Below are 13,388 nucleotides of genomic sequence, written 5' to 3' on the forward strand. Positions count from 1 at the left end.
ACAACCGGGTCGGTGGGCCGACTGACAATCGGTGGTCTGGAAGAGTAGCGGGCGTGATGGTGCCGAGGTGGGGTTGGGCTGCGGTGGGGGCCGGGCTGGTGAGCGTTGTGGTCGGGGCGAATGTTTGGCTGCGGGTGGTGTCGGCGGGGCATCGGTTTTCGGTGGTGGATGTGCCTTTGGCTCCGGTGGTTATCGTGCCGGGGGCCAAGGTGGGGGTGGACGGGGAACCGTTGGCTTATTTGCGGGGGCGGCTTGATGTGGCGATCGAGCTGCTACAGGTGGGCAAGGTTCGGGAGATTTTGATTTCGGGGGATGCTGCGGGGGTTTCGGGGGATGAGATTGCTTCGATGCGGGGGTATCTGCTGGCGCGGGGAGTGGATGCGGGGGTGGTGCGAGAGGATGGGTTGGGGGTGACGACGCGGGCCACCTGTGAGCGGGCGCGGTGGGAGTTCGGGGTGGGGCGGGCGATCATTGTTTCGCAGCGGGGGCATACGGCGCGGGCGGTGGCGTTGTGTCGGGGGGTGGGGATCGATGCTGATGGGGTGGAGGCGGGGGCTGATTGTCGGCGGCGGACGTTGGTGCGCAACAGGATTCGGGAATTGTTGGCTGCACCCAAGGCCGTGGGGGCGTTGGTGGTGATGGCGCGGCGTTAGGGTGGCGGGGCGAACGAGGTGCGCAGGAACGTGGTCAGTTCGGTGCGGACTCGGGATTGGGTGAGGCCGTCGCTGCCAGCGCGCAAAGCTGACATCAGGGCTGAAACCAGTACCGAGAGTAGGACTTCCGCGGCGATGCTGGCGTCGAGGTCGGGGTCCAGGAAACCTGCGGCTATGCCTTCGTCGATGCGGCGGACCGATTGGGAGCCGTAGGTGCGGGCGTTGTGCAGGCAGCGGTCGAGGACGCGGTCGTCTATCGACGAGGCTTCCAGGAGAAAGAAGTTCACCAGGCCGGGTTCGGTGGCTACCAGGTCGTAGCAGCGGTCGATGACTCGGGCGTAGCGGGCGCAGAAGGCGTCCAGGGATTCGGGGACGGCGTCGCCTTCGGGGCCCAGGAGCCGGTGGCGCAGGTGGTCGAAGCAGTGGTCGATTACGGCGTCGAGGATGTCGCGTTTGTTGCGGAAGTAGTTGTAGAAAGTGCCGTGGCTGACGCCCGCCGCGGTGGCGATGTCGTCGACGCCGATACTGCGGAAGCCTCGGGTGATGACCAAATCGTAGGTGGCGGCTATCAAATCGTCGCGGCGGTGGCGGGTGCGGCCCGAGCGGGGGACGTGGGTGGGTGGGGAACGGCGAGTGGGTGGGGCGTCGCTCACGGGTTGGCACTCCTTGTGCGCAGGGAACGTTCCAGCATTCCGAGCACCGCGCTCATGCTGCGGTCCCGGTTCACCGGGTTGCCGCTGCCGGCCAGCTCGCGCAGCATCCACGGACCGACCAGGGCGAAAACGGTGTGCGAGAGGACATCCGCGTCGACGTCGGGGCGAATCCAGCCCTCCTCGACACCGCGCGTCAGCTCACCCGCCACCAGTGACGCCGCCATGGCCTCCAAACCCAGCAGCCGGTGCGCCAGTTCGGGGTCGATGGCTCCGGCCTCCACCGCCAGCAGCCGCACCAACTGCGGTTCGCGTTCGATGAGGGTGTAGAGCCGGTCCATCGCGGACCGCACGCCACCCACCAGCTCAGCCACCTCGGATGCCCGGCCCACCAGCAGCTGCAATTGCAGCGCCTCCATCACCTTCTCGACGCCGAGATCGATGACCTGGTCCAGGATTTCGCGCTTACTACCGAAGTACCGGTAGACGGTGCCCTGACCGATCCCGGCCCGCGCCGCCACCTGCGAGATGGCGGTGGCCTCGTAGCCCTGCGCGGTGAAGACCTCGTAGGCGGCCTCGATGATCTGGCGGCGTCGCCGCTGCGGCAGCTCCTGCTGCGGCGGACGCCCCCTGCGTCCAGAGGCTATTTCGCGGCCCCGTTCTGGGCCGGAGCGGGCTGCGCCGCGGCATCCTTCTTGGCCCCGATGTCCTTGGGGCCGTAGTCGGTCACCAGCCACGCGCCGTTGCTCTTGGCGACCGTCAGCACCAGCAGGTTGGGGACGGTCGCCGGGTCGGTCTGCTGCACGTTCTGGGTGCGCTGGGTGGCGAACACGGTGACCGTGTACTGGTCGTTGCCCTTGGCGTCCACCGAGGTGCCGACCACCTGGCCGGTCGCCACCACCTGGGCATCGGTCATGATCTTGGCGAGCGTGTCGTGCACCTGCGTGTAGCGGTCGCGCAGCGCGTCGGAGGTGCCGCGTTCCACGCCGTCGAAGAAGGCGGGCAGGTTCTTGTAGTCGTAGGTCAGCGAGCGCAGGGTGTAGTCGTGCGCGACCTCGGCGGCCCGATCCCGGTCGGCCTCATTGGTTTTCAGCGCGTCGTAGTCGCCGGAGGTGTTGTACCAGAGTGCGCCGAGCACGACGGTGGCGACGGCGAACAACGCGGTCACCCCGACCAGGATCGCGACGCGGCCCTTCATGACTCGGGCGGCGACGGTCGACCGCGAGACCGGCAGCAGCACCGGCCGCGCGTCTTCCACCTTCGTCTTCCCCACTATCACAACCGATTCCGTGGTTTCGTCGATATCACTCACGATTGCCTTCTCTCTATCGGGGCACGTCGATGGCCACGTGGGCGGAGCCGTCGCCGGGGAACACCGTGGCCAGCAGGTCCACGATCGATCCGGCGTCCACCCGCAGTGGTTTGATCACGCTGGTAGCGGGTTTCAGGACGGTTGCGATATGCGCCAGGTCGGGCCCGATCAGCTGCAGATACCCGTTGATCTTGGTGACCAGTGGGCCGATCGGGTCGGCGAAGATGTTCTCGCCGATGTAGGAGTAGTTCTGGAACGCGGCGATGATGTGCAGCAGCTCCGGCAGTGCGGCGGTGACATCGCCGGACGCGGCGATCAACGTCGGCGCGCGACCGTCGAAGTGATCGCCGAGGGTCTGCACGTTCGAGTACAGCCGCCCGATGGCATCGCGCTTGTCGTGCAACAGGTTCGCGGTGTCGATGAGCGTCTTGGTCAGGTTGGCGACATCACCGTCACGCCCGTCGAATCCGGCGGCCACCGTGCTGGCCAGGTTCTGGAGTTTCGCCGGATCCAGTTGCGCGGTAAGCGCATCCAGTTTGGCGAGGGCGTCACCGACGGTGGTCGCGGTGCGCACCTGACTGGTCGGCACGATGCTGCCGCTGTGCAGGTACGGTCCGGCGGTGCCGGTGGGCCGGAAGTCGAGGAACTGCTCCCCCGCCGCCGACAGGTTGGCGATCTGCACCGCGCTGTCCATCGGAATCCGGTATTTCGCATCGTATTCCAGGGTCACCGACAGCCCACGGCCGGTGGCGTCGATGGAACGCACCTTCCCGATCGGCAGTCCCCGCAGCGTCACCTGCGAAATGCTCATCAGGCCACCGGAGTTGTCCAGCAGCACCGTGACCGTGTTGTTCTGCCGTCGCGGATCCAGATCCAGCACGCCGACGGCCATGTAGCTGCCGCAGATCAGGGTGAGGATCAGCAGCAGCACCAGCGAAACCGGCCCGGAGAGTGAGAGTTTCATCTAGGGCACCATTCCGATCGATCGCAGGGTGGTGATCAGCTGGTCGGCCTGCACATCGGCGGAGACCTTCTGCACGTTCACATTCGGTGCCTCGAGGAAGGGGATGATCTTCTCCTTCAGCAGCGTGTGGAAGGCGTCGAGGTTCGCGGCCAGGGTCAGGTCGGCGTATCCGGCGGTCACCGCGGTGGGCGCGAGAATCGAGACGATGGACTGGAAGTCGCCGATATGCGGCAGCAGCAGGTCTCCGGCGTTCTTGGCCAGCGGTCCACCGCTGATGATCAGGCCGACCACGCCGAGCAGCACGTCCGACAGGCCCGCAGCGCGATTGGGTCCCTCGGTCAGGATCTCGTCGACCGCGCCCCGCCCGGCCTCCAGCTTGCCGGTGATCGCCTGCGCCGAGGTCAGGATCCGGTCGATGTCGGCGGTGTGGGAAGCCATGTCGTGCAGGGCGGCCCGGCCCGCGTTGTTGATCCGGTCGAGTTCGGCCGGATCCGACGGGAAGGCGGCGTTCACCTGGGTCACCAGCTGCTCGATATCGGCGAACCGCCCGCCGGAGATGATGTTGGACAGTGCGCGCAGGATGTCCTCGACGTTGGTGGCGGGGATGGTCTGCGACATCGGGATCACGTCCCCGTTGCCGAGGAATCCGGAGGTCGCGTTCTTCGGGGCCTCCAGGGCGATGTGGATGTCACCGAGGATGGTGGACTGGCGCAGTTCCGCGGTCGTGGTCTTGGGGAGTTTGGCGTCGGTGTGCAGCTTCACGGTGGCGACCGCGGTATTGCCGATCAGGTCGATGTGATCGAGCATGCCGATCTCGACACCGTCGGCGATCACCTTCGCTCGATCCGGCAGGTTGAGGACGGAACCGAATTCGATTCGCACCGTGTAGGTGTCGCCGGAGGGATAGGTGCCGGGAATCGGGATATCGGTGGCGCGCACCCCGCAGCCGCTGAGCAGCAGGGTCGCCGCCGTCACCACCGGAACCAGCCGGAGCAGGACCCGCCTCATTTCACACCGACCCGGGGAAGCTGGGCGGCCAGCGGCGGCAGCGCCGACAGCAGGGAGTCGATATCGCCCTGATGCTGCTGCACCAGTGTGTGTGCCTGCGGCAGGAACACATCCAGGAAGCTGTATGCCTGCGAATCGTATTTGCCGACATTGCGGGCGATCACCGGCAGGAATTCGACCGCGATGTCGACCGCTCCGGAGAACTCCGCGGAGAAGTCGCCGATCAACTGCAATCCGGCCCGCAGGTTGTCGAGCACGCGAGCCATGTCCGGCCAGTTGGTGACGAACATGGAGGTGAGCTTGTCGAGATTGTCGATCAGCCGCCGGAACACCGCGTCCTTCTGCGACGGGTCCCCGACCACCGCGGACAGCCGCTGCAGCAGTTGATTCCACTGCGGTCCGGTGCCGTCGATGGCGTTGTTCGCGGCGGTCAGGGTGTCGTCCAGCAGGGTGTCGGGTTTTCCGGGCGTGCCGCCTCCATTGGTCAGGTCCCCGGCCAGCCGTCCCATGGCGTCGAGCGCTTCGCTGATGCCGATGGGAGTCTTGGTGTGGTCCAGGGGAATACATTTCGACGTGTCGTAGTGAGCTCCGCCGGTGTACGGCTTGGTGAGCTCGACGTGCCGGTCGGTCACGATGGAGCTCGACATGGTGACGGCCTGGATGTCGGCGGGGAGCTGCACGGAATCCTTGACGCTCATGGTGACTCGCATCCGGTCGCCCTGCGCTTCGATCTTGGACACCGTGCCGATCTCGACGCCGAGCATGGTCACGCTGTTGCCCTCGTAGAGCCCGACGGTGTCGGTGAATTCGGCGCATACGCTGTGCTTCGCGTCGCGGGTGGTCTTCACCCACGTCACGCCGACCACACCCGCGGCCACCACGACGACCGCGACTCCGGCGGCGAGTGCTGTTCTGCCCCAACCCATCAGCACGCCTTCCCCGCGTAGGGAATACAGATCTGCACACCGGCCGCCGGTTGATCGACCTTCACCTGGGTGCCGAGCAAGCCGGTGAGCCGGTTGATGACGTCGCGCAATCCGGTGATCACGGTGTCGATCTGATTCGGATCGGTATTGAGCTTCGAGAACAGCTGCTCGAACTGCGTCACCGTCGGCTCGATGCTGTCGCCGTAGGCCATGATCGGCCGATCCAGCACCACCAGCAGGCGTTTGACCAGGTTGAACATGCTGACGATGTCGTCCTTGCGGTTGCCGAGCTCATCGGCGACCGCGCCCAGTTGCCGGACGAAGTCGGCGACCACCGCCTTGTCGTCGGCGATGGCGGCGATGTATTCGTCGGACACGTTCAGCGCCGTATTGAGCTGATCGGTGCGCTGTGCCAGTAGGCCGGTCAGGTCGTTGGCGTTGCCGATCAGGTCGCGCAGCGCGTCGGGCTGCTGGTTCAAGGCCTGGTTGAGCTGGCCGACGGTATTGCGCAGGGTGCCCGCGTCGACCTGTCCGAACAGCGGGGTGCCCTTGTCGAGGATGTCGCTGAGTTCGAACGGGGTGCCGGTGCGCTCGGGCGGGATGTGCGCGGAGCCGAGTGCCTTGTCACCGACCGGGGACAGCGCCAGGTAGTGGCCGCCGATGGGGGTCAGCATCTTGACCTCGACCGACGAGCGATCGCCCACGCGCACATCGGATTTCACGGTGAAGCTCACCTCGACGTGGTCACCGACCAGGTCGACGGAGCGGATCTTGCCGACATTGATTCCGGCCACCCGCACCTCGTCGCCGGAGCGCGCGCCGCCGGAGATCTTGAAGTTCGCGGTGTAGGTCTGCTGTCCGAACGGGATCACGTAGAGCGCGCCCGCGACGGCCAGTGCGATCACGCAGACCGTGACTCCGGCTATGCCCCAGCGCAATTGGGTGGGTTGGTCGCCGCGGCCGGTGAGGGTGTCGCGGATCAGTTCGCCGACATAGGCGATCAGGGCTCTCATTGGCAGATCACCAGCTTCTGGTTGGACAGGATGACCCCGACCACCGCGGGCAGCGCGGCCTCGCCGTGCGAGCAGGTGACGCGCGGCTGATAGCCCTGGCCGGGCACCGACTGATTCAGGCCGGTCACCAATTGCGGTGTGAGCGCGAGGATCTGGGTCAGCTGATCGGTCTGCGGCACCAGTCGGCGCAGCAGGCCGTCGATCGGGCCGTAGCCCTGGTCGTAGGCGTCGCGTCCGTCCTCCAGGATCGGAATCATCGGCGCGAGCACCTTTTTCGCGGTGTCGACGGCACTCAGCATGGTCTGGGTCTTGCTGGTGAACTGGTTCAGGATTCCCGAGAGTTGATGCACCAGATCGCCGACCGACTGGGACTTGCCGCCGATGGCCTGCGAGACGATGCCCAGGTTCTGGATCAGCAGCATGATCACCGCCTCACTGTTGTGGGCGTGCTTGATCAGGTTGTCGAGATCCGCGAGCACCGGGCCGATGCCGGAGCCGTCACCCTGGATGACCCGCAGCAGGTTGGTGCCGAACTGGTTGAGGGCGGCCGGGTCCAGGGTGTCGAACATCGGTTTGAAGCCGTTGAACAGCTTGGAGACGTCGAAGCTGGGGATGGTGCGATCGAGCGGAACCGTCGCTCCCACCGCGAGTTTCGCGCCGTCCGGGCCGTCGGTGAGCAGTTCGATGTAGCGCTGGCCGATCAGGTTCTGGTAGCGGACCGCGACCTTGGTGTTGTCGTAGATCGGGCGGGTCTTGTCCGCGGTGAAGTGCACGCGGGCCAGGGCCCCGTCCAGCGCCACCGTCTCGACCTTGCCGATCGCGACACCCGACATGCGCACCGAGTCGCCGACGAACAGGCCCGACACGTCGGTGAACAGGGCGTCGTAGCCGACCTTCTCACCCGGAATCGGGGTGCGCAGCGCGGTCACGATGAAGGTGGTGCAGGCGGCGACCACCAGCAGGAACACGGTGAGTTTGACCGCCGATTTGACGACGTCGTTCATTTCGTTCCCCCTGCCAGCGAATCGGCCAGGTACGGCATGGTTTTCGCGATCAGCTCGAGTTGCAGTTGCACGTGACCGTCGACGACCGGCATGGCGTCGTCCATGGCCCGCAGCAGATTCGGGACCCGGTTGTAGGCCGGGGCCACCGAACCCAGTGAGACGCTGATCGGGACGGCCAGATCCAGTACGCCGTCGAGTATCTTCTCCAGCTCCGGGTTGTTCTGTTGCAGCAGGTCCGAAATCCCGCGCAGCACAGCGTCGTTCACGCCATTGACGGCCTTGTTGGTGCGCTCCTGATTGCCCGCGTCACCGAAGTAGGCGCTCTGTTCGAGCACCGCCAGCACGGCGTGGCCGGCGGCGGGCACGAACTGCTGGAACGCACCGGTCATGTCGCCGCCGATGCGCAGGTAGTTGCCCAGCGGAGCCTGCTGCCCGTCCGCGAGCATGCGGGCGGTGTCGAAGAACGACTTCAATACCGGCGAGAGGCTCGAGGCATTGTCGAGCAGCAGGTCGAAGAGCCGGTGCACCGACGCCGAATCCAGGACCTGGGTCAGCCGCGCCGCACGGCGGAACACCCCGGCGACGGTGGCATTGGTGGCGTTCTCACCGATCTGGAGAATCGTGTTCTCCCGCAACGTCTTCCCATCGGTGCCCGGTACCAGTTCGATGGCGCTGGAACCGAAGACATTCGAGGAGGTGAAGCGTGCGGTCACGTCGTCGGTGAGGGCGGCGGCCTGTTTGCGGTCGATCTCGACGTCGATGCGCTGATGGCCGTAGCCGATGGTCTCGACCTTGCGCACGGTGCCGATGGCGAAGCCGCGGAACTTCACCTCCGCGCCGGGCGCGAGGCCCTCGCCCAGAGTCGAGGCGTCGACGGTCAGCTTGAACCGGTCGGCGAAATCGCCACGGGCATAAGAACTCACGAAGATCGCGGTGATCACGATGACCACGGCGATCACCACGCCGCGCAGGCGCAGCATCCACGCACCGGCACTACGGCCGGAATGATCCTTGAAGACAGCCATGATTCACCCCGAGATCCGGATGCCGACATCCAGGCCCCAGATCACGATCGTCAGGATCATGTCCAGGATGACCACCAGCACCAGGGAGGCGCGGATCGCGCGGCCCGAGGCCCGCCCCACACCCTCCGGCCCGCCCGAGGCGTAGAAGCCCTGGTAGCCATGGATGAGAATGATGGTGACCACGAAGATCGTCGCCTTGAGCAGCGAGGCCAGCACGTCACCGGGTTGCAGGAAGGCGTCGAAATAGTGGTAGTAGGTGCCCGAGGACTGCCCGTGCAGCACATTGACCACGGTCGCGCAGGACAGATACGACAGGATCAGGGTGAGCAGGTGCAGCGGCACGATGGTGATCGCCCCCGCGATCACCCGGGTCGTCACCACGAACGGCATCGGGCGGATGCCGATCGCCTCGAGGGCGTCGATCTCCTCGGAGATGCGCATCGCCCCGATCTCCGCGGTCATGCGGCAACCCGCCTGGGCGGCAAAGCCGATGGCGGCGACCATGGGCGCCATCTCGCGGGTATTGGCGTAGGCGGACACGAACCCGGTGAGCGGGCCCATGCCGACCATGTTCAACGCCGTGAATCCCTCCACGCCGATGGAACCGCCGACCGCGATGCCGAGGAACGCCAGCACCGCGACGGTGCCGCCGCCGACGATGATCGCGCCGGAACCCCAGGTGATGTCGGAGAGGATGAGCATGGTCTGGCGTCGGTAGACCCGCAGCGTGTGCGGGATGGCGGCGAGCACCTCGTAGACGAAAGTCGCCTGGTGCCCGAGGGTTTCGAAGACGCCGAGCGGGGCCTGTGCTCCGCGTCCGGCGGCGCGACCGACCGCGCCGAGCGGTGTGTAGCGCGCGGGTACCTGTGTCATCAGCCCACCTGCGTCGGAATGAACATCGAAACCAGCTGGGTGATCACCAGATTGACGCCGAAGGCCGCGATCACGCCGATCACCACCGCGGCGTTCACCGCGTTGGCGACGCCCTTGGGTCCGTGCGTGGCCTCCAGCCCCCGCTGGCACGACACGATCAGCACGATGACGCCGAACAGCACCGACTTCACGATGGCCACCCACAGATCGGCCATCTTGGCGAACGCCGCGAAGGCCGACAGGTAGGAGCCGGGCGTCACGCCCTGGAAGCCGACCGCGATCACGTAGCCGGTGAACACGCCCATGAAGATGATCAGCATGCACAGCAGCGGGGTGAGCGCGATCATCGCCGCCAGCCGTGGCGCGACCAGACGGCGCACCGGGTCGATTCCCATGACGCGCAGGGCATCCACCTCGTCACGGATGGTGCGCGCGCCCAGATCGGAGGCGATGGCCGAACCGGCCGCACCGCCCAGTAGCAAGGCCGTCACCATGGGCGCGCCCTGACGGATCACTCCCAGACCGCCCGCCGCGCCGGAGATCGAGCTGGCCCCGACCTGCTGGGTCAGGCTGCCGACCTGCACCGCGACGATCACCCCGAACGGTATCGAAACCAGTACCGCGGGAATCGCTGTCACGCTGACGATGAACCAGCCCTGCTGCAGCGTGTCACGCCAGGGATGGCGCAGCGCGACGATATCGACGATGAGATATCGGAACGCGGCGATCCCGAGTTGAATGGTGCGTCCGAAGGTCCGCAACCCTGAGAGTACGAATTCGATTGCCTGCCGCAGCAACGGCTCCGGCCCCCGAAAAGCCTTGTCGACCAATTGTTTACCACCCCACAGCCCCACTGTTTGGTCGATGCCGACCGGTCCCTCTGCTTGACCGGATCGAACTGACCGAGACAGTAATACAGATTTCGGACTGACGTGTCAGTCTTCACGGAAGTTTTCCCGGGGTTGACGGGGCGCTCAGGGCGGGTGCAGAATGCGCGCGCCGCGCGGATAGCATGGTTTACCAGCAGGTTTCAGCAATGGGTCGGCAAATGCGAAATGCCACTGGATCATTCACATGAACCAGTGGCATTTCAGATATTGCGAGCGGTTAGCTCAACTGCGGGCGGATGCCGTCACGACTGTCCGGACAGTGCCGCCGCGTCGGCCAGCGAGCGCGAATCGTCGGCGCAGGCCAGTGGATCCGGTCGCACGCCGCGCGCGATCAGATCGCGGGCGGTGCGCACCTCGGCGGGCCGGCCGACCGCGGCGGCACCCACGATAAGGCCGTCGCGCAGCGCCAGCACGGTCCCCTCCCCCGCACCGACCGGACCGCGCACCACCAGGTCGTCGCCGGGTCGAATCTGCCCGGCGAACTGGAGGTTTCGGCCGTATTGCAGCGACCAGCCCCAGGGCACGTCGACGGCCCCGGCCGGTTTGCCGAGCATCGACTTCGCCACCGCCACGCCTTGCGCCTGTGCGGAGTTCCAGTGTTCCTCACGACGGTGCGCACCGAGTGCGGAATCGAAACGAGCGGCCGCGTCACCCGCGGCGTAGATGCCCGCGGCCGAGGTCCGGTAGTGCTCGTCGACCAGAATTCCGTCTCCCACAAGCACTCCCGCGCGCTCCGCGAGGGTGGTGTCCGGGACAGATCCGATCGCGACCAGCACGGCGGCCGCCGACCAGGTGCTGCCGTCGGCGGCGATGGCGGTGGTGTGCGCGCCGTCGGCCTCGAGTCCGGTGAGCAGTACCTCGGTGTGGACGGCTACGCCGTTGTCGGCGTGCAGCTTCCGGAAGTAGTCGCCGATGAGCGCGGGAGCGACCCGGTCCATGGGGGTGGGGCCCGCGTGCAGCAAGCTCACCTCGACACCCAGGCCGCGTGCGGTCGCGGCGACCTCGCAGCCGATCAGACCGGCGCCGACGACGAGCAGCGGGCCGCCGCCCGCGAGCGCGCCGCGCAGTGCTTCGGCATCGGCGCGACTGCGCAGCGTGCGCACACCGGGGAGCGGATCGCCCTCGCTCGCAAGGAGTCTCGGGCGGGCGCCGGTGGCCAGCAGCAGGGTGTCGTAGCCGATGGCGCTGCCGTCGGCCAGCCAGACCAGGCCCGGTTCCGGGTCGATGGACTCGACGGTGACACCGGTGCGCAATTCGATGCCGTTGGCGGCCCAGAACTCCTGCGGCTGCAACAGCGTCCGGGGTTCGGCGGCGGTTCCGGCGAGCAGTTCCTTCGACACCATGGGCCGCCGGTACGGGGAGGTGGGCTCCGCGCCCAGCAGCACGATCTCGCCGCCGTAGCCCTCGGCGCGCAGGGTGCGGGCGGCGGTCGCGCCCGCCACGCCCGCACCCACGATGACGATGCGCCCGCTCACGCGCGGCTGACCTCGACCATCTCGAAGTCGGTCTTGGCCGCACCGCAATCCGGGCAGGACCAGTCCTCGGGGATGTCGGCCCAGCGGGTGCCCGGCTCGATGCCGTCCTCGGGCCAGCCCAGCGCCTCGTCGTATTCGAAACCGCATTGCAGACAGCGGAAGAGTTTGAAGTCGGTGCTCATCGGGGGTCTCCTATCGGGCGGGTTCGAAGTCGAGCTTTTCGCGGACCCCGCAGTCGGGGCAGCACCAGTCGTCGGGGATGGCCGACCAGGCGGTGCCCGCCGGGAAGCCTTCGCGCGGTGCGCCGGCGGTCTCGTCGTAGACGTACTCGCAGACCGGGCAGCGGTAGGCCGACATCACGCCACCCCATACTTCGCCAGCACGCGGGCACGCTTGCGAGGCTGGATATTGACCCGGGTGATGTCACCCGAATAGTGCTCGAGCACGCGGTGATCCATCACCCGGCGCCACAGTGGCGGGAAGTACGCCAGGCCGATCATGCTGGCGTAGCCACTGGGCAGGTTCGGCGCGCCGTCCATGCTGCGCAGGATCTGATAGCGGCGGGTGGGGTTCGCGTGATGATCGCTGTGCCGCTGCAGGTGGTACAGGAAGATATTGGTGACGATGTGGTCGGAATTCCAGCTGTGCTCCGGGGTGCAGCGCTCGTAGCGACCGGTGGCGGTCTTCTGCCGCAGCAGGCCGTAGTGCTCGAGGTAGTTGACCGTCTCCAGCAGCGAGAAACCGTAGACGGCCTGAATCACCAGGTACGGCAGCACCATCGGGCCGAAGACCGCGACCAGCACGCCCCACAGCACCACCGACATCAGCCAGGCATTGAGCACGTCGTTGTGGATCGTCCACGGGCGCTTGCCCAGTCGCTCCAGGCGCTTGGCCTCCAGCTCCCACGATGAGCGCAGGCTGCCCCAGACGCTGCGCGGCAGGAAGGTCCAGAAGGTTTCGGCGAAGCGGGCGGAGGCGGGATCCTCCGGCGTGGCGACGCGGACGTGGTGGCCGCGGTTGTGCTCGATGTAGAAGTGGCCGTAGAACGTCTGCGCCAGGGTGACCTTCGAGAGCCAGCGCTCCAATTCGTCCTTCTTGTGGCCCATTTCGTGCGCGGTATTGATGCCGACGCCACCCATCACGCCGATGCTCAGCGCCACGCCGATCTTGGAGACCAGGCCCAGACCGCCCTCGATACCGAGCCAGGACAGGTTGCTCGCGGTCCACAGGTAGCAGGCGAACCCGACGCTCAGCAGCTGGAACGGGATGTAGGCGTAGGTGCAGTAGCGGTAGTAGCGGTCCTGCTCGAGGTACTCCATTACCTCGTCGGGCGGGTTCTGGCCGTCCGGGCCGAAGAAGCGGTCCAGCAGCGGCAGCAAGCCGTAGACCAGCATCGGGCCGATCCACCACCAGACCGGGGCCACCGCGTCCCAGCCGAACTGGTTGAAGGCCGCCACCAGCGCGGTGGCCAGGAACAGGGCGGTCGGCGGGACCAGACCGAACAGCCACAGGTAGCGCTTGCGGTCACGCCACTGCGGGCGAGCCGGGGCCACCTGCTCTCCGATGCGAGACGTCGTCATTGCCGTACTCCTAGC

16 protein-coding genes are annotated in these 13,388 nt (G+C 66.7%); 1 reads left to right on the plus strand and 15 read right to left on the minus strand.

Going from position 1 to position 13,388, the window contains the following annotated elements; translation table 11 throughout:
* Positions 1–98: 98 nt before the first annotated feature.
* On the plus strand, positions 99–653 hold the full coding sequence (locus OG300_RS15645; RefSeq protein ID WP_405496519.1) for a vancomycin high temperature exclusion protein: 555 nt from the start codon (positions 99–101) through the stop codon (positions 651–653).
* On the opposite strand, the gene OG300_RS15650 is transcribed toward OG300_RS15645, so the two are convergent.
* The 15 genes from OG300_RS15650 to OG300_RS15720 all read right to left on the minus strand — a co-directional run bounded on the left by OG300_RS15650 (position 650) and on the right by OG300_RS15720 (position 13,373).
* Complete coding sequence (locus tag OG300_RS15650) at positions 650–1,306, minus strand: TetR/AcrR family transcriptional regulator (RefSeq protein WP_405496521.1); 657 nt, start codon at positions 1,304–1,306, stop codon at positions 650–652. The genes OG300_RS15645 and OG300_RS15650 overlap by 4 nt on opposite strands.
* The gene (locus OG300_RS15655; protein ID WP_405496523.1) at positions 1,303–2,040 is read right to left on the minus strand and encodes a TetR/AcrR family transcriptional regulator; all 738 of its coding nucleotides are present in this window, start codon (positions 2,038–2,040) and stop codon (positions 1,303–1,305) included. The genes OG300_RS15650 and OG300_RS15655 overlap by 4 nt, the downstream gene beginning before the upstream one ends.
* Positions 1,947–2,615 carry a hypothetical protein gene (locus OG300_RS15660; RefSeq protein ID WP_405496525.1) on the minus strand — a complete coding sequence of 223 codons (669 nt, stop codon included), beginning with the start codon at positions 2,613–2,615 and terminating at the stop codon, positions 1,947–1,949. The genes OG300_RS15655 and OG300_RS15660 overlap by 94 nt, the downstream gene beginning before the upstream one ends.
* Positions 2,616–2,628: 13 nt before the next feature.
* On the minus strand, positions 2,629–3,579 hold the full coding sequence (locus OG300_RS15665) for an MlaD family protein (RefSeq protein WP_405496527.1): 951 nt from the start codon (positions 3,577–3,579) through the stop codon (positions 2,629–2,631).
* Positions 3,580–4,587, minus strand: a complete 1,008-nt coding sequence (locus OG300_RS15670; RefSeq protein ID WP_405496529.1) for an MlaD family protein — start codon at positions 4,585–4,587, stop codon at positions 3,580–3,582.
* Positions 4,584–5,513, minus strand: coding sequence for an MCE family protein (locus tag OG300_RS15675; RefSeq protein WP_405496531.1), 930 nt, complete (start codon positions 5,511–5,513; stop codon positions 4,584–4,586). Before OG300_RS15675 ends, OG300_RS15670 begins: the two co-directional genes overlap by 4 nt.
* Positions 5,513–6,526 carry an MlaD family protein gene (locus OG300_RS15680; RefSeq protein ID WP_405496533.1) on the minus strand — a complete coding sequence of 338 codons (1,014 nt, stop codon included), beginning with the start codon at positions 6,524–6,526 and terminating at the stop codon, positions 5,513–5,515. The genes OG300_RS15675 and OG300_RS15680 overlap by 1 nt, the downstream gene beginning before the upstream one ends.
* On the minus strand, positions 6,523–7,530 hold the full coding sequence (locus OG300_RS15685) for an MlaD family protein (RefSeq protein WP_405496534.1): 1,008 nt from the start codon (positions 7,528–7,530) through the stop codon (positions 6,523–6,525). The genes OG300_RS15680 and OG300_RS15685 overlap by 4 nt, the downstream gene beginning before the upstream one ends.
* Entirely contained in the window at positions 7,527–8,555 is a 1,029-nt protein-coding gene (locus tag OG300_RS15690) for an MlaD family protein (RefSeq protein ID WP_405496536.1), read from the minus strand. The genes OG300_RS15685 and OG300_RS15690 overlap by 4 nt, the downstream gene beginning before the upstream one ends.
* 3 nt (positions 8,556–8,558) lie before the next feature.
* The gene (locus OG300_RS15695; protein ID WP_405496538.1) at positions 8,559–9,428 is read right to left on the minus strand and encodes an MlaE family ABC transporter permease; all 870 of its coding nucleotides are present in this window, start codon (positions 9,426–9,428) and stop codon (positions 8,559–8,561) included.
* Entirely contained in the window at positions 9,428–10,294 is an 867-nt protein-coding gene (locus tag OG300_RS15700) for an MlaE family ABC transporter permease (protein WP_405498568.1), read from the minus strand. The genes OG300_RS15695 and OG300_RS15700 overlap by 1 nt, the downstream gene beginning before the upstream one ends.
* Positions 10,295–10,560: 266 nt before the next feature.
* Complete coding sequence (locus tag OG300_RS15705; RefSeq protein ID WP_405496540.1) at positions 10,561–11,793, minus strand: NAD(P)/FAD-dependent oxidoreductase; 1,233 nt, start codon at positions 11,791–11,793, stop codon at positions 10,561–10,563.
* Positions 11,790–11,975, minus strand: a complete 186-nt coding sequence (locus OG300_RS15710; RefSeq protein WP_405496542.1) for a rubredoxin — start codon at positions 11,973–11,975, stop codon at positions 11,790–11,792. Before OG300_RS15710 ends, OG300_RS15705 begins: the two co-directional genes overlap by 4 nt.
* Before the next feature lie 10 nt (positions 11,976–11,985).
* Positions 11,986–12,150, minus strand: a complete 165-nt coding sequence (locus OG300_RS15715) for a rubredoxin (RefSeq protein WP_405496544.1) — start codon at positions 12,148–12,150, stop codon at positions 11,986–11,988.
* On the minus strand, positions 12,150–13,373 hold the full coding sequence (locus OG300_RS15720) for an alkane 1-monooxygenase (protein WP_405496546.1): 1,224 nt from the start codon (positions 13,371–13,373) through the stop codon (positions 12,150–12,152). The genes OG300_RS15715 and OG300_RS15720 overlap by 1 nt, the downstream gene beginning before the upstream one ends.
* Positions 13,374–13,388: the final 15 nt, after the last annotated feature.

This window comes from Nocardia sp. NBC_00511 (genome assembly GCF_045161165.1).
GTDB lineage: Bacteria > Actinomycetota > Actinomycetes > Mycobacteriales > Mycobacteriaceae > Nocardia.